Below are 16,484 nucleotides of genomic sequence, written 5' to 3' on the forward strand. Positions count from 1 at the left end.
AAATCTGCAGAAAAAATGCAGAAACGTTTTTAAATCAGCGCTTTTTCGTATAAGATGAAGAGATGAAGATTCAAGAGCAGATTAGTTTTATCCTAGTTCTTTATCCTTATATTTCTTACAGGAGCGTATCTCATCTCTAAAAGGATGGAGAAACTACTTCTACTTGTATAGCTTCAAAATTTATTTCTCGCGGAAAAGGTTGCAGTTACCACCAAATGGTGGCGACTGGTTCTTTTTTTGCTTGCTTAAAAGACAGGAGATCACCGATGACTAAGCACCTTTATGCAATATGGTTGGGGGATGTGTTATTTTGCTTCTCTGGCGAAACTTCGGAGCCTAAGGTTGACGCTTGGACCCGAGTGGTGAAGCGGCTGGAGCTGCAGGGAGGAGTGCGCCCCTTTGCGAGTGCTGCTCTGCGGTTGGCAGAAGTGAAATATCCGGCTCCTCCTGTAGAGGGGAAGCCAGCACGACGTGGATTGCCCGGACGGACATTCGAAGGGCTTGCCTTAGTCCCTAGCGATGCATTTGAACTGCTTCTGGCATGGGATGAGACGTTGTGCCGAGATCAGGGAGTGGAGCCTGGCGGCGAATTGCGCTATTGGGCAGCGGCAGCCCGCTTTGCGCTGGAGCTGATGGGCACTGGGGGAGTTACGCCAGGAGCCTTGCCACCGCGTCCGGTAGGTTCGCGTCGACGTGGTGGTGAACAGGCAGCAACAGTCTGCTGGTCTCCGGCTTTTCGAAAGCAGGAGGATAAGGAGATCTTTCTGCAGCTGGCAGCATCCATGCCGGTGTTGGCTCTAGGGACGCATATCGCTGAGGCGGGGGATTTATCCTCGCGGGAAGAGGCTGGCGCCTATGTGTTGTACTCCTTTATGCAGGCAGTAATGACTGCAGAGATAAAGAAAGTGATTGCGGGCATTGAAAGTGAACTTACACCTTACAAAGCCAACTATCGCCGCGGTTATTCCCCTTTAACGGAGTTATGGTGGAATAGCCTTCTTACAGGAAGCAGGGATATACCTGTTCAGGGAACTCAAGCAGAGGTGACAGATCTTCTGGCTACCGTGAATGAGACCGCTGGAAGCGATGTGCCGCAATCTGAACCTGAAGAAGCGCGGAGCGGTCAGCTGGGTCTTGGGCTACGTCTCGAGCCACCTGGAGATAATGACGAAATCTGGCGGTTAACCTTCTGGGCAGAGAACAAGGAAGAGGGCGAATTCTGGATTCCGGCGAAATCCATCTGGAGCAGTAAGGAGCGAGAGTTTACGTTATGGGGCAAACGCTATCGCAATATACAGCAGCAGCTTCTTATAGCGCTGGGGCGAGCAGCAAGAATCTCTCCTGATATTCAGCGCGCTCTTGATAAGCCTGCACCCACGGGAGCGGATTTGGAACCAGAGCGTCTTTATTTCTTTTTGAAGGAGACAGTGCAGCAGCTGCGTGAGCGGGGAATAACCGTGCAGATGCCATCGCGCTGGAGCCGTGAGGGACGCCGCCGGATTGGCATGAAGATGAAAATGCAGCCGAATGTTAGTGGAATTGATAGTCCTGCACCTGTGGCTCTTGGGATGGAAGAGCTGATTTCATTCCGCATTGAAGCTTCGCTTGGGGAGAGTACAATCAGCGAAGAAGAATTGAACGCATTAGTGGAAGCTGGCGTACCTTTTGTACGTTTCCGCGGGGAATGGATTGAAGTAGACCCTAAAGAAATTCGCCAGGTTCTTAGATATATGAAACGCCACGAAAATGGGGAAATGACCGCAGCCGATTGGATGCGGCTAGAGGCTGAGGATGGCGATGAGCGACTCTGGAAAGGGATGTCGGTCACCGGGATGGAAACATCCGGGCTATTGTCATCGCTGATGCGGGGAGACATTTTGCGTAATCTTCCGGTCCGCCCGGTGCCTGAAGGTCTGCATGGAACGCTAAGACCTTATCAGGAGCGCGGTTATCAGTGGCTTTCAGTCCTTAGTGGTCTGGGCTTTGGAGTGTGTCTGGCTGATGACATGGGTCTCGGGAAGACGGTGCAGGTCATCACCTGCCTGCTGGATCGGGCATTAAGTGCTCCACCTGAAGAGAAGCAGGAGCCTGTGCTGATTCTATGTCCAACATCACTTCTGGGGAACTGGCAACGGGAATTACAGCGCTTTGCACCTTCGCTCAAGGTTCACATTCATCATGGTGGACGCCGTGTGCGGGGGGACAGCTTTTTAGAACTGGCTGCCAGTCATGATATCGTATTGACGACCTATCACTTAGCGGGTCGTGATAGTGAGGATTTAGCGAATGTTCACTGGTCCACTGTGGTGCTGGATGAAGCTCAGTATATTAAGAATCATCGGACGAAACAGGCACAAAGTGTGATGAAGCTATCAGCGCCGCATCGCATAGCTATGACAGGGACTCCGGTAGAGAACAGACTAGGGGAATTATGGTCTATTTTTCACTTTTTAAATCCGGGCTATTTAGGGACCTACCATTCCTTCCGGCAGCGTTATGTGTCTGGTGAGGGGGGAGAACGACTGCGGGAATTGCATCGCTTGGTGTCCCCATTCTTGTTACGGCGCTTGAAGAGTGATCCGGATATCTCTAAAGATTTACCGGAGAAGCTGGAGCTGAAGTCTTATTGTCCGCTGACGGAGACACAGGCAGCCCTGTATCAGGGTGTTGTGGATGAAATGCTTGGCGTGATCGGAGAGAGCAGTGGGATGGCTCGCAGAGGACTCGTATTGTCTTCTCTGACGAAGTTGAAGCAGATTTGCAATCATCCACAGCTCTTCCGCAAAGAAGAAGGGCGGGGCCCGCGAAATGAACATTCCGGTAAAATGGAGGTCATGTTCGAGATTCTGGACAGCATTGCGGAAGTCGGAGAATCTGCGTTGATTTTTACTCAATATGTAGCAATGGGTGAGCTCTTGGTTAGCAAGCTGACTAAACGTTATGGAACGGCACCATTGTTCTTGCACGGCGGAATTCCAAAACGAGAGCGCGACGAGATGGTCCATGATTTTCAAGAGGGGAAAGGTCCATCCTTCTTCGTACTTTCGCTTAAAGCGGGTGGCGTAGGGCTGAACCTTACAAGGGCTAACCATGTTATCCATTACGACCGTTGGTGGAATCCGGCAGTTGAGAATCAGGCGACAGACCGGGCGTTCCGAATTGGTCAGGATAAAAATGTTCAAGTGCATAAGCTGATTTGCCAAGGTACGTTGGAAGAACGCATTGATGAATTGATTGAGCGTAAGAAAAATCTTTCCGAGCAAGTTGTTGGCTCTGGCGAAACATGGTTGACTGAGATGTCTAATCATGAACTAAAGGAGCTTATTGAACTGCAGGATCAGGACTGGATGTAAGACAGATATGAGTTTTACGGAGGGATCAAACAATGAGTGAACGTTTAGAGATGCGGCTGGAAGTTGTGCCTGGATTAGTAAAAGCAGCATGGGCGGTGCTACCTGGGAAAGTGACGGGAGGCTCACGGTCAAAAGGTGAATCGAATACCGGCGCTCCTGCTCAGGAACAACAAGCAAATCAACCTCTCTCTCTGAAGGTTCCGGTATGGCATGCTTCCCGAAGAAAAGAAATATTGCGAAGTCTGGCGCTAAGTCCAGGAGAAGTATTTGCCTTGCTGCAAGGGCGTTTGACGGGTGAGCTGGCTGAACTTGAGCTTTTGCCTACAGATAGAGAGCTGGAGCAAGCCCTTTTTGAGGGTGACGAAGTGGAGTATAAGGCGGAGACGCTGAGGCTTATTAAAGAACGTCTTGCTGAAGAGCCGTTACTGGCGCTTTCGCTGAGAGGGTTTACTAAAGGAGAGCTCTTGGACGGGATTTTTGCCCTTTGGGCTGAAGGGGATATTTCCAGCGACGAAGCTGAAACAGAGGAAGAAGAAGTTTCGGTTAGTGATCTTTCTACGGAATTGGCTCGGCTTGAACGTAAGGGGCCGGCTATTTCCTCTGGAGAATGGCTGGCAGAAGCGGCTGCTGAAGGTTCGCTACATCAGCCTGGGCCACAGTTCCATGAGATTGCAGCTAGACCGTTTCCTTCGCCGGTAGTTGTAGCTGAAGTTACAGAAGACTGGGGAACGTTGCTACCGCAGACACCTAAAGCCATTGAGGGATTAACTTTGATTATGCAGCGGGTTGCAGAAGCGTCTGCACGACGGGCCAATAAGGGTCTGATTAAGAAGTAGCTGGACATACGAAAGCCGCATCTCTGATGAGAATGCGGCTTTTAATTATTCTAATGCTGTTCACTGGAGGGAGAATCACCCTCGGAAAGTTCTAGAATCTCACGGCGAAGACGCAGCATTTTCTGATCTAGTTCATCAGCGGCGCGCGCGGCTTCTTTTAGTTCCTCGGCAACATGGGAAGGAAGCTGTTTATCGAATTTATAATACAAAATATGCTCCATGCTTGCCCAGAAGTCCATAGCCAGGGTGCGCAGCTGTATCTCAGCCTTGACCCAGCGTGTTCCTTCCAGCAGGACGAGCGGGATTCCCACTATAAGATGAAGGCTTTGATATCCGTTTGGTTTAGGATGAGCTATATAATCTTTAATCTCAAGCACGCGGATGTCTTCGCGTGTACTAAGATGGTCTACTAAACGGTATATATCTTTAACAAAGGCACATACAATCCGCATTCCGGCAATATCGTGAATATATTGCTCCATATTTTCCAAGCTGAAACCGTAGCCTTTGCGCTCCATCTTTTGAAGAATACTCTTGGGTTCTTTGATTCGGCATTTGACATGTTCGATGGGACTGAAGCCGTCGCGGGATTGCCATTCCGTCTTAATTACATCGATTTTATTCTGAAGATCATTTAACGCGTGACGATAAAGGGCCGGCAAAGCTTCGAACTCGTTTATCAGTTTGGCGAAATCCTCGTTGCTGTTACCTTGCCACTGTTGCAGATCCTTAACGTGTACTTGTAGCTGACTAAGCGTAAGCTGTGTGCTCTCATGTTCTTCCACTGAAACTCTCCCGATTTCGTTATTTGTGATAATTCTATTTTAACCGATGTAGAACCTCTGACGCAAAATTACATTCAAAATCAGGAAATATAACCCATAAGTGTAAGGGGGAAGTGGCTTAAATCAATTAGTCTGGATTTTATAGGAACATTCTCCTCTAAATCGCGTATTAAAGCACATTAATGAATCTACTCGATACATTTGGTATGATAGAAACACGTATCGCTGGAGAGGGAGGAACTGTAATGAGTTTTATCAAAAAAATTAAAGATAGCGCGAGCCGGGTTACCGAAAAAGCCCAAAACTCAGTAGAGATCGGCAAGATGAACGGACTTATTTCCGATGTTGAACAAGAGATGGAAGTTGAATTTACGAAAATGGGCAAGCTTTTTTACGAAGGATATCGTTCAAAGGATATGTCGGTAGCTGAAGGTAAAATGGTGGAGCTATCCCGTAACTGTTCCAAGCTTCAGGAAAAAATTGAAGTTCTGCGGACGAGAATTGCTGAGCTGAAAAATGAGCGGCTATGTTCATGTGGTCATATTGTGGCGCTTGATGCTAACTTTTGTCCGAAATGCGGAAGTAAGCTGGAGCCGTTGTCCGCTTCAAGAAGGGTGCCTTCTACACCGGTATTTGTTCAATCTGTGAATGAAGATGATGAAGATCAATATTATGGTGCGGATGAGCTTACGGATGAAGAGAAGGAGATTGCGATGAAGCTGCACCCGCAGAGTGTGGTGTATGCTGAAGTTCAGCACCCGGATGATGAGCTGCCACTCGAAGAATATAAGGCGAGTGAACAAGATATTGAGCGGGAACGTAAACAAGCTGAGCAGCTGGAACGTGAAAGAAAAAGACAACTTGAGCTGGATCGCCGCTTTGGGGAATGGCACAAGAATGAGCATCAGGAGGAATCTGCAGTCACTGAAGATAACGGTGTGCGAGATATGATCCAGTGCCAAATTTGTCGAAATGAATTACCTAAGGGCTCCTTATGGTGTCCGAGATGTGGATCAGAGCAAATATAGTACGGATTTCAGTCAGCTTAGGGGGACAACAAGATGGAACAGCTGCTGCTGCATCTGCGCAATCTGGGCTTCACGGAGATGGAGTCCAAAATTATGGTAGAGCTTGCGACAAAAGGCCAGGCTTCTGGCTATGAGGTTGCCAAACAGCTCGGAGTTTCAAGATCGAATGTGTACGCGGCGCTACAACGCCTTACGCAGCAGGGATATGTACGATGTGGCGAAGGAGAACCTGCGCGGTACAGTGTTCTCAATCCAGAGGAGCTCGCGACCATGATCTCGGGACGGGTGCAAGCTTCACTGGCATATATGGAAAGTGAGATGCCTCGCGGTGGACCTGTTAGCCCTTCGTTTTATAATGTGGAAGGTGACCGCAATGTATTGGGCGCTCTTATTCGCCAACTTAATATGGCTGAGCAAGAGATCGTAGTGGATATGTGGCGTGAGGAAGCGTCACTTCTGCGGAGTGAACTTGAACAGGCGGAGTTGCGTGGCGTTAGACTCTTATGGGCGTTTGACGGAGGCAATGCTGCTCCGGCCTCTTATCCGGTATGGCCGCCTCTCGGAAGAGATTCGCAGCGACAGGATGGACGGAAGTTCTCATTCGTGATCGATCGGAGCTGGTGTATGCTCGGGATGCGCTATGAAGATGGATCAGCGCAAGCGGTTGTAACCGAGCACCCGGTGTTAGTGGATCTGCTATTGAATCATTTTTCACAGGAAATGGTATTGTTCGAGCTGGAGCAGGATATGGGCGCCGAATTAGAAGAACGTTATGGTGAACGTTACAGCAAAATTCACAGCAAATATGTGATGTATGATCCAGGCGATGATGGGGAAGAACAGGCGCAGTAGCTATTACAGGGAGGTGAAAAGCATGGAATGTATCGTACATTTTGAAGTGGTGCATGAGGATGGTCCTAAAAAATTGCGCGGACTGCTGTTTCTGGATAAAGGAGCAAGTCCCGGAGAAGCAGAGCTAGTTGAAATGTTCAAGGACATGAAATTTAACGTGAGACTGGAAGACCGCGAGAAATTGATCTTTAAGCCGGTAAATCCGGGCGATTTCGTGGAGATTCGAATTACGGGTTATGATAACGGGCAAGAAAAGAGCAAAGATGATCATAATTTAAAATCTATCGTTGGAAATTTATTGCCACAAAAACCGACAGGTCTTTAAAGTGGGGAGAAAGGATTCATTGATGGGAGAGGAGGAGCACTATGGAGCTGTTGAGACAAAAGGTGTTGAAAGAAGGTATTGTACTCGGGCAAGGCGTGCTCAAGGTAGATTCTTTTCTGAATCATCAGATGGACCCCTTTCTAATGCGTGAGGTTGGCCGTGAGTTTACCCGCCGTTTTTCCGGCGAAGAGATTACGAAGGTACTGACAATTGAATCTTCGGGGATTGCTCCGGGGATTATGACGGCATTAGAGCTGGAGGTTCCGCTGATTTTTGCCCGTAAGCAGAAATCGTTGACACTGACAGAGGACATTTATGTAGAAAAGGTTTACTCCTTCACGAAGAAAGAAACGAATGAAATTACCGTTTCCAAGAAGTTCATTGCTCCGGGTGAGCGGGTTCTGATTGTCGATGATTTCTTGGCGAATGGCGAAGCCGCCTTCGGGCTTGCTCGTATTGTTGAGCAGGCAGGGGGAAGCGTGGTTGGGATTGGTATTGTGATCGAAAAAGCATTCCAGCCGGGGAATCGGCTTCTGCAGGAAGCTGGCTACCGGGTAGAATCGCTCGTGCGAATCGCTTCGCTGGAGGATGGAAGAATTTCTTTCGTGGAAGAAGAGGAAGGGCTGCTTAGCTGAGACTCTTTAGTGTAAATTCGAAGGAAGTTAACATTAAAACAGCAAGAGACAGGTTTATAAGCCTGTCTCTTGCTGTTTTTTTTGTGTTATGCAACGGGTATGGTTTACCCGTTGCCACCGCATGCCGCTGCAGGATCGGCGTGGCGCTGCACGCTAACCGCCGCCAGCGGCGAGAGCACCCGCAGCGCCCCTGGCTCGCAGCGTGCGGCAAGCGGCCCGTTGCCGAAGCTCTCGCCATCGCCGATCGCCGGCCGGGCCTCTGCGAAGTTGACGGCTACGCTACGTCCACGCAGCATCGACACGAAGGGCAGCGCTATATGCTTGCCCTTCAGTACCGTTGGGAACAGCCGCAGCAGTTGCCCGCGGCTGCACCCATGTACGACGCAGACGTCGAGCTGGCCGTCATCGGCCTTCGCCTGCGGGCAGATCAAGAGCCCGCCGCCGTAGCTGGGCAGGTTGCAGACCGAGACCAGCCATGCCTTCTCAAAGACGTGCTCCGTCCCGTCGCACGCAACACTCACCCGGCATGGCTTAAACGTCATCAGCGTATGTAATATGCCGATGATATAAGCCAGTTGGCCTGCGCCAATGGCGTTGCACAGCCGTTTGTAACGGCTGGCATTCACATTCTCGGCCACCTGTGCATCAAAGCCGTTGGCAACGGCTGTTAAAGTCAGTCCATTTGCACCTGAGATCAGATCAGCTTCGATATATCGCTCGCTAAGTGCGGCTTCCAGTGCAGCTTCAGTCGAAAGCGGAATGCCGAAGCCGCGTGCGGAGTCGTTGCCGGAGCCGGCTGGAATGATCGCCATGGGAATATCTTTGCCGCGAAGGGCACCCAAAATGCTGTGCAGCGTGCCATCGCCGCCGATTATAATCGCGGCCTTCCAGTCCTCACGGTGTTTAAGTGTGTTTAGAACGAGAGCTTCTGCACCCTCTGCGCTATGCGTAAACAAGGTCATATATGGCAGCATCCGCTCTTTCATGAGCGCCTCTACAGTATGCCAGGTCCGCCCGCCTGCGCCCCCGCCGGAACGTGGGTTTATGATGAATAGATACATTTAAATTCCTCCAGCCTGTAGAATTCCGTTGATGCCCGTCTTTCCATTGTAAGGAGTGGATGGGCAAAAGGGAATACTTTTCAGCGATAAGAGGTGTTAGTTCAGTGGTACTTATAGATGTCGAATCTGACTTTCCGCGATATCCCCCACCCAAGGAAGCTTATACCATCTGCTGCTCAAAGCCTGATAGATCATAAGTAGCCATATAGCAAAGCTGCAAAGAGAAAGGATTGCACTCATCAGGGAGCCGAGGAAAGGAATAAATCCGGTTAGAACATGGAGGATCATCAGCACGCCGAACGTAAGCAGGGATTGCAGAGCGTGGAACAGCACGAAACGGTTGCGTTTCTCCAGAGCGAGAAAGATCACACCGCCAATAAAAGGAAAAAAATAGCACAGCGCGCCTGCAATATTATCAGGCAGTCCGGTGGATGATTTGAAAGGGGACAAAGGGTTCACTCTCCTTCTACTTGGACAAGAAGGGATGGGGTTGGTTAGCCAACCCTTCTTCCTTAAAGCCTATGACTTGTCAGGAAAAAGTATGTTTAGCTCATTGAGGGTATAATATATTTTTCCAACAGTTTACGAGGGCTCTTCCAATTGTTTGTCTTGCTCTCTGCTGTAAAGACCACAACCGCATCTAACTTTGGCAGGAGAAGGATTTGCTGTCCGCCATGCCCATGCGCAAGCTTGTAGGGTTGACCGCTCATTGTACCCATCCAGAACTGATATCCATAATCTCCAAAAGCCGGATATCCCGTAGTCTGTGCGGTTAGCGCTTCTTGCAACCAATGATTTGGAATGATCTGCTGCTCTGCATATACACCGTCATTAAGTAAACAAATTCCGAATTTAGTCATATCTCTTGAGTTCAAGTATAGACCAATATGTCCCATACTGTGTCCCTCAGGACTTGGTAACCAAGCGGTGTGAGTCATTCGGAGAGGGCTAAATAAATGCTCAGCTGCATAGGTGAACGCATCGAGACCTGTACTTTCACTAAGAATCATCGAAATCAGATGGGAGTCAATACTACGGTATTGAAATTGACCGATATGTTCCGGAATTATGTTCATACTAAGGGCAAAGGAACCCCAGCGTCGACTACGATGGAGATTCCGGACGAAAGGCTCTCCTAGCTTTTTGCCCGTGATCCAGCTAAATCCGGAAGTCATGGTGAGCAGATGACGGAGAGTGATTTTGGATAAATGAGGGGAGTGAAGGTATGGAACATGTTTACGTAGTACCTTGGAAACCGAAATATCGATATCGGGGATATCTCCCCGATCGATAGCAATTCCGGTAATTGCGCTGATAAAGCTTTTGGTAGCAGATCTAAGATCATTTAATGTCCCGGCATGATGGTTGCCGTAGTATCGTTCGAAGATTAGCTTACCGTGGCGGGCAATAAGCATACTATGCATCTTTGGATATTCCTTTTGAATTACACAATGAGCCTGTTCAAGACCTTCCCGACGCGTTGCAGTTTCCTCTGGTAGCGCGATGGTCATCGCGGGAACTATGTTATAAGCTGAAGTCAGCAATGGTGTAGTTTGGCCCATAGAGTTCTCCTTTTCTTGCTGTGGTAAGTAATAGGTGTGGCCAGCTATAGAGCATATTGTATTTTAACCCGACACGACGAATATGACTTACGATGATCATTATAAAAAATAAAAATTTTCCAATTAGCACATTTTACAAGGAAAGGTGGAAGTTGGACCGGAATATGATACAATATAACGATAAGGCCCGAAAGGGGTGATTCAGTAAGTGGCTCTTCGGGTAATAAAAGTGTCAAGGAGCTATCGTTCATCAAGCGTCCTTACTCTCAGCCCAAATCACGACGAACCTGCTTCACCGGCGAACCAGTATCTCAAGGCTTTGAAGCTTTGAATTTTACGTTTTGGCGGATAATGCAAGCCACGTATGTGTAATGGTTACTTCACTTGCATTCGAGGTTACGGCGTACTTTTCATCATGCATTCTCTACAACGGAGCATTCATTTTCAATGTTTTGGGAGGGAACTGATCATGGCAAGTAAAGGTCATAACGAAGTCAAGGAAAGTTTACGGGAAATGACACGCATTTTCCGGCCCAAAGATCCCAAGAAATTCGTAAAGGAGTACGTCCGAAAATATCGGATTACCGGAGGCTATGAAGAAGAACTGACCATGGTCGTGGAGCATGAGCTGGTAAAGATGAATTCATCCGTCTCCTAGCTAACAGATACGAGTGTCACTTACTTACTTTTGACATCATTTTGAGTAATAACATCCACGAGGATTCTTATAAACCGTGCCCGAGCAACGTTTGTTGCAGGAATCGGTTTTTTTTGTATGTACATTTATGAATAACAAATATTGTCTCTCATAAAATAGTCAAATGAATTAATAGACACATTTCACAATGAATGCGCTTTAACGATCATTTTTTATTTGATTGCGTTTTCAAAAAAAACGCATAAATGCAGGCGGGACAAGGGATTATTATGTCGAAAATTACAATGTGAACTAGTTGTGAACGATTGACAAAACTTTCCCTTAAACTTATATTAATAGTGATTGTTATAATTGACAGAAAAAAACAGGAACCTACGAAATCGGGAAAAGCGGGGTAGATCAATGATGAAAACGTGGCAGGCTGTAAAGCGACTCCTTCCCATGACCGCTATGTTTGGTCTCTTTCTTGCCGGGTGCGGCCGTGAGGACTTGTCAGTGCTCAGACCACAGGGGCCTCAGGCGGAAATGTCTTATGGATTAATGGAGCTGTCGATCAGTATTATGATCGTCGTGTTGCTGATTGTCTTTACGATTGCAGCTTATGTACTGATCCGTTTCCGTCGAAAGCCGGGTCAGAATGAAATCCCTGAGCAGGTTGAGGGTAGCATCAAGCTTGAGATTCTCTGGACGGTCATTCCGCTTATCCTCGTAGTGGTACTGGCAGTTCCGACGGTGAAGGCAGTATTTGCCGCAGGAGATGATCATGCCAATGACAAGGATGCGATTAAGGTTAAAGTAACCGGCCACCAATATTGGTGGGAGTTTGAGTATACCGATTACAAGGTGACTACAGCGCAGGATCTAATTATTCCAGTAGGCAAGGACATTGCTTTTGAACTGGAAACTAAAGACGTGCTGCACTCCTTCTGGGTCCCTTCCCTTTCCGGTAAAATCGATACTAACCCAGCCGGAACGATTAACCGCTTCAGCTTCAGTGCACCTAATGAAGGCGTTTACCGCGGAAAATGTGCGGAGCTATGCGGACCGTCTCATGGATTCATGGAATTTAAGGTGAAATCGGTTAGTGAACAAGATTTTCAGAAGTGGATAGATTCCATGAAAGCACCTGTAGCTGTGCTGCCAGAGGATCCTGCTTTAGCTGAGAAATTCAAAGCAGCGTGTCTGACTTGCCATGCTGTAGGTGATCAAGGGATTAATAATGCGCCGAACTTGACCGGAATTGGTTCTCGGGAGTCGATAGCAGGGATCCTGCTAAACGATGATACGAGGGAAGATGGTGCGCCAATTGAGGAAAATCTCAAAACATGGCTGCATGATCCACAATCGGTAAAACCGGGCAATCTGATGCCTAACCCCAAAGATCTAGGCCTAAGTGATGCGGAGATTGACGGCATTGCTGAGTATCTGGCCAACTATAAGCTGGACTAATGCCTTAGCCTAAAGGCGGGCGGAACTTTCGAAAAAGGGGGTACGAACTTTGGCTCAAGCAGCGCATACCTTGAATTCATCCAAGCCTCTGGGGCATGGCCACAGTGTGAAGCGCCATACAGGACTTATGGATTGGCTAACAACCGTCGATCATAAAAAAATCGCAATTTTGTACCTATGGGCCGGAGGATTATTTTTTGGTATCGGCGGGATTGAAGCACTTCTGATTCGCTGGCAACTCATCAAACCAATGAATGACTTTTTGGACGCCCAAACGTTTAATGAACTCATTACTATGCATGGTACGACGATGATCTTCCTAGGCGTCATGCCAGTCATCTTCGCCTTAATGAATGCCGTCATACCGCTACAGATTGGTGCGCGTGACGTAGCCTTTCCTTTTCTAAATGCTCTTGGCTTCTGGACCTTCCTGTTCGGCGGAATTCTACTGAATCTCAGCTGGGTAATGGGTGGCGCTCCTGATGCCGGATGGACCTCCTACACCCCACTATCTACGAGTACATACAGCACTACACATGGTGTAGACTTTTATACGATCGGTCTTCAAATTGCCGGATTAGGTACCCTTATCGGGGGGATTAACTTTCTAGCCACGATCATTACGATGCGTGCGCCGGGAATGACCTACATGCGGATGCCGATGTTTGCTTGGACTACTTTTATTACTTCCGCAATTATTTTGTTTGCATTTCCAGCAGTTACAGTAGGTTTAGTACTGCTGACATTCGACCGGATTCTTGGAGCCAATTTCTTCGAGGTTGGAGCTGGGGGTAATCCGGTGCTATGGCAACATATCTTCTGGATATTTGGTCATCCGGAAGTATATATCCTCATTCTACCTGCCTTCGGAATTATATCGGAGGTCATCCCGACTTTTTCGCGTAAGCGACTGTTCGGGTATAGCTCGATGGTGTTCGCTACCATCCTGATTGCCTTCCTGGGCTTCATGGTTTGGGCTCACCATATGTTCACTACCGGACTTGGGCCTGTAGCCAACGCGTTGTTCTCTGTTTCGACGATGCTCATTGCAGTTCCGACCGGAATTAAGATTTTTAACTGGCTGTTCACGATGTGGGGCGGGCAAGTGCGTTTCACGACACCGAACCTGTTCGCGGCAGGATTCATTCCTACCTTTACAATGGGTGGTGTAACTGGTGTCATGCTGGCATCGGCGCCTGCTGACTTTCAGTTCCATGACACGTATTTTGTTGTAGCGCATTTCCACTATGTTATTGTCGGCGGCTTGGTGCTTGGCTTGTTTGCAGGTCTGCATTATTGGTGGCCGAAGATGTTCGGTAAGATGCTAAGTGAGAAGCTGGGCAAATGGACCTTCTGGACATTTATCATCGGATTCCATCTGACCTTCTTTGTACAGCATTTCCTTGGACTTATGGGGATGCAGCGCCGCGTATTCACTTATTTGCCGAATCAGCAATTTGATTTGCTGAATTTAGTCAGTACAATCGGTGCTGGGCTGATGGGAGTCGGTACGATTATTTTCTTAGTGAATTGCTTCATAACTTCAAGAAAGCCAGCAGATGCAGCGGATGATCCGTGGGAGGATGGACGTACACTGGAATGGACGATTCCTTCGCCACCGCCGGAATATAACTTCAAGCAAACGCCGCTTATCCGTGGTATTGATGCATTCTGGAAAGAAAAAATGGCAGGAAATAAAGGTATGACTCCAGCAGAACCGGTAGGCTCGATCCATATGCCGTCTGCAACCATATTGCCGTTTACTATGTCTGTTGGGATATTCATCGCTGGACTTGGCTTTATGTTTAGCCGGGATGACTTCGGCAACGCCTTTATGAGCTTTTTATTTAATAATTATATCGTTACTGCGATTGGTCTTATTATTACATTTGGATCTATGCTGATACGTTCACTGTATGATGATCACGGATGGCATATTGAACCCGAAGAGCTGGAAGGAAGTGAGCGGACATGACAACGGCACATGCAGAAGCTTCTAAGGACACCCTTCCGCACGAGCCGGAAAAAGCTACGCTCGAAGGCCGAAACAAGGTACTTGCTTTTTGGTTATTTCTCGGCGGAGAAGCGGTGCTGTTCGGCACGTTGTTCGCTACGTTTCTTGCACTGCGCAACCAAACGAATGAGGGACCTTCAGCGAATGAGCTGTTTCACCTGCCGCTTGTAGCTGCTGCAACATTCCTTCTCCTGGCAAGCAGTCTGACCAGTGTATTCGCTATCCAGGCGATGCATAGAAACCGTCCGGCAGTGCTTCGTAACTGGCTTTTGGTGACTGTAGCCTTAGGGCTAAGCTTCCTAATTCTAGAGATCTATGAGTTTACTCAATATGTAAGACACGAAGAATTCGGAATGACTACAAGTGCATTTAGTTCGGCATTCTATACACTAGTAGGCTTTCACGGTGCGCACGTAGCCTTCGGGATTGCATGGATCTCCATCCTGATTGGGCAACTTATGCGTAAAGGATTAACCGTAGTTACTGCACCGAAGATATATGTGTCAGCTATGTACTGGCATTTTATTGATGTGGTATGGGTCTTCATCTTTACGGTTGTATACCTACTTGGAAAGGTGGGCTAGACACTATGACGACAGATCAGCATGTGCCAGAGAACGGCGGGTATAAGCATCGTCATCGGCATGAAGGACCACAGAGGCATATTGTTGTCTTTATATTGTCCATTGTCTTGACCTTAATTGCTTTCGCCGCTGTTGCGGCTGGAGGGGTGAATGCCACCTTTGCAGTTATTCTTCTACTGGTAATGGCAGTCATTCAGGTCATTGTACAGATGGGTTTCTGGATGCACCTGAAGGATAAAGGACATCTAATGCCAATTATCTTTATGCTGGGTGGTTTCTTTATCGCTGGTACCTGTATTATCATGTCGCTGTATTGGGTTTGGTGGAATTAACGGACAATAAAGAAGAGGTGGGCTGAGATGCCCCCTCTTTTTGATGTTCTAATAGATCCTGCGTTAGGGGGTTAGGGTTATGCTGGGATTACAATACTTTAGCTTTGCTGAACTATGGAGCCCGCTTTTTCTGGCGGTTATGCTGCTGCTGACGGCGGGATATTTCGTTTGGATTGGTCCGATTGCCGGACGTTATGCCGATGCAGCTCCGGTTCCATTCTGGCGGAGAGCGCTATTTGTGTGCGGAATGCTTGCGCTTTATCTGGCACAAGGGGGCCCCGTTAGTCTATTAGGGCATATAATGTTTTCCTTCCACATGGTTAGTATGGCCTTGTCATATCTGGTGGCGGTGCCGCTGATTATGCTGGGGATTCCAGATTTTATCTGGCGGAGGATACTGAAAGTAAACCCATTTCGTAGGCTGTCTTTTTTAGCTCGACCGGTGGTAGCTGCTCTAATGTTTAACGGACTATTTTCCTTGTACCATATTCCTGTTATCCATGATTATGTGATGCTGCATTTTACCGTTCACCGGATCTACTATATTGTTTTGTTCCTAACAGCCGCCTTAATGTGGTGGACGCTGATCAATCCGCTACCGGAGCGCCGAATGGCGAGTGGATTGGGCAAGATTGGGTTTATTTTTCTAAATATGGTATTGCTGACCCCGGCATGCGGACTGATTATTTTTGCAGATCAACCGCTCTATGCCACTTACAGTGATCCAGAGACTTGGGCACTTGCTATGGGCTATTGCATATCGGGTGATCCTTCTGCCTTACTACAGAATTTTGGAGGTCCTGCGTTCTTTGAGTTATTGTCACCAAAGGTGGATCAGCAGGTGGGAGGCATTGCGATGAAGTTCATTCAGGAATTTATTTTTGCCTCTATGCTTGCTTATGTGTTCTATCATTGGTATAAAAAAGAGAACGGACAAGACGACGATGAGTTTTCGACGCCCTCCTCTGCACTTGAGGAGAGTACCTTGACCCGTGCATAACTGGTAGACT

The 16,484-nt window shown here is 48.0% G+C and carries 16 protein-coding genes; 12 read left to right on the forward strand and 4 right to left on the reverse strand.

Going from position 1 to position 16,484, the window contains the following annotated elements; translation table 11 throughout:
• Positions 1 to 266: 266 nt before the first annotated feature.
• Together NSU15_RS02435 and NSU15_RS02440 are read left to right on the forward strand one after the other, a co-directional pair.
• Positions 267 to 3,353, forward strand: coding sequence for a DEAD/DEAH box helicase (locus NSU15_RS02435; protein WP_042123786.1), 3,087 nt, complete (start codon positions 267 to 269; stop codon positions 3,351 to 3,353).
• A 32-nt stretch (positions 3,354 to 3,385) separates the two neighbouring features.
• Complete coding sequence (locus NSU15_RS02440; protein WP_076116688.1) at positions 3,386 to 4,189, forward strand: hypothetical protein; 804 nt, start codon at positions 3,386 to 3,388, stop codon at positions 4,187 to 4,189.
• A 50-nt stretch (positions 4,190 to 4,239) separates the two neighbouring features.
• Here the strand turns inward: NSU15_RS02440 and NSU15_RS02445 are convergent, their stop codons facing one another.
• The gene (locus tag NSU15_RS02445) at positions 4,240 to 4,914 is read right to left on the reverse strand and encodes a GTP pyrophosphokinase family protein (RefSeq protein WP_042131811.1); all 675 of its coding nucleotides are present in this window, start codon (positions 4,912 to 4,914) and stop codon (positions 4,240 to 4,242) included.
• A gap of 305 nt (positions 4,915 to 5,219) precedes the next feature.
• On the opposite strand from NSU15_RS02445, the gene NSU15_RS02450 reads away from it, so the two are divergent.
• The 4 genes from NSU15_RS02450 to NSU15_RS02465 are packed head-to-tail and all read left to right on the forward strand — an operon-like array spanning position 5,220 to position 7,814.
• A complete protein-coding gene (locus tag NSU15_RS02450) occupies positions 5,220 to 6,002 on the forward strand; it encodes a zinc ribbon domain-containing protein (protein WP_042123788.1) in 783 nt (260 codons plus the stop codon).
• Between the two features lie 33 nt (positions 6,003 to 6,035).
• On the forward strand, positions 6,036 to 6,854 hold the full coding sequence (locus NSU15_RS02455) for a TrmB family transcriptional regulator (RefSeq protein WP_042123790.1): 819 nt from the start codon (positions 6,036 to 6,038) through the stop codon (positions 6,852 to 6,854).
• Between the two features lie 22 nt (positions 6,855 to 6,876).
• Positions 6,877 to 7,179, forward strand: a complete 303-nt coding sequence (locus NSU15_RS02460) for a hypothetical protein (RefSeq protein ID WP_042184527.1) — start codon at positions 6,877 to 6,879, stop codon at positions 7,177 to 7,179.
• Between the two features lie 41 nt (positions 7,180 to 7,220).
• On the forward strand, positions 7,221 to 7,814 hold the full coding sequence (locus NSU15_RS02465) for a xanthine phosphoribosyltransferase (RefSeq protein WP_042123794.1): 594 nt from the start codon (positions 7,221 to 7,223) through the stop codon (positions 7,812 to 7,814).
• A gap of 104 nt (positions 7,815 to 7,918) precedes the next feature.
• Here NSU15_RS02465 and NSU15_RS02470 read toward each other — a convergent pair whose 3' ends face one another.
• The 3 genes from NSU15_RS02470 to NSU15_RS02480 all read right to left on the reverse strand — a co-directional run bounded on the left by NSU15_RS02470 (position 7,919) and on the right by NSU15_RS02480 (position 10,437).
• The gene (locus NSU15_RS02470; RefSeq protein ID WP_042123796.1) at positions 7,919 to 8,875 is read right to left on the reverse strand and encodes a diacylglycerol kinase family protein; all 957 of its coding nucleotides are present in this window, start codon (positions 8,873 to 8,875) and stop codon (positions 7,919 to 7,921) included.
• Positions 8,876 to 8,986: 111 nt separating this feature from the next.
• Positions 8,987 to 9,325 carry a membrane protein gene (locus NSU15_RS02475; RefSeq protein ID WP_042123799.1) on the reverse strand — a complete coding sequence of 113 codons (339 nt, stop codon included), beginning with the start codon at positions 9,323 to 9,325 and terminating at the stop codon, positions 8,987 to 8,989.
• 95 nt (positions 9,326 to 9,420) lie between these two features.
• Complete coding sequence (locus tag NSU15_RS02480; RefSeq protein WP_042123801.1) at positions 9,421 to 10,437, reverse strand: serine hydrolase; 1,017 nt, start codon at positions 10,435 to 10,437, stop codon at positions 9,421 to 9,423.
• Between the two features lie 469 nt (positions 10,438 to 10,906).
• Here NSU15_RS02480 and NSU15_RS02485 point away from each other — a divergent pair, with 469 nt between their 5' ends.
• From NSU15_RS02485 to ctaG, 6 genes are all read left to right on the forward strand, one after another.
• On the forward strand, positions 10,907 to 11,095 hold the full coding sequence (locus NSU15_RS02485; protein WP_042123803.1) for a hypothetical protein: 189 nt from the start codon (positions 10,907 to 10,909) through the stop codon (positions 11,093 to 11,095).
• Positions 11,096 to 11,497: 402 nt separating this feature from the next.
• Positions 11,498 to 12,544 (forward strand): cytochrome c oxidase subunit II, encoded by a 1,047-nt coding sequence (gene coxB / locus NSU15_RS02490; protein ID WP_042123804.1) that lies wholly within the window; start codon positions 11,498 to 11,500, stop codon positions 12,542 to 12,544.
• A gap of 127 nt (positions 12,545 to 12,671) precedes the next feature.
• The gene (ctaD, locus tag NSU15_RS02495) at positions 12,672 to 14,519 is read left to right on the forward strand and encodes a cytochrome c oxidase subunit I (RefSeq protein ID WP_042131812.1); all 1,848 of its coding nucleotides are present in this window, start codon (positions 12,672 to 12,674) and stop codon (positions 14,517 to 14,519) included.
• Positions 14,516 to 15,142 carry a cytochrome (ubi)quinol oxidase subunit III gene (locus NSU15_RS02500; protein WP_042123806.1) on the forward strand — a complete coding sequence of 209 codons (627 nt, stop codon included), beginning with the start codon at positions 14,516 to 14,518 and terminating at the stop codon, positions 15,140 to 15,142. Before ctaD ends, NSU15_RS02500 begins: the two co-directional genes overlap by 4 nt.
• A gap of 5 nt (positions 15,143 to 15,147) precedes the next feature.
• On the forward strand, positions 15,148 to 15,474 hold the full coding sequence (locus tag NSU15_RS02505) for a cytochrome C oxidase subunit IV family protein (RefSeq protein ID WP_042123808.1): 327 nt from the start codon (positions 15,148 to 15,150) through the stop codon (positions 15,472 to 15,474).
• Positions 15,475 to 15,553: 79 nt separating this feature from the next.
• Complete coding sequence (ctaG, locus tag NSU15_RS02510; RefSeq protein WP_042123810.1) at positions 15,554 to 16,474, forward strand: cytochrome c oxidase assembly factor CtaG; 921 nt, start codon at positions 15,554 to 15,556, stop codon at positions 16,472 to 16,474.
• Positions 16,475 to 16,484 lie beyond the last annotated feature (10 nt).

Origin of the sequence: Paenibacillus sp. FSL E2-0201 (genome assembly GCF_037963325.1) — a bacterium.
Lineage (GTDB): Bacteria > Bacillota > Bacilli > Paenibacillales > Paenibacillaceae > Paenibacillus_AQ.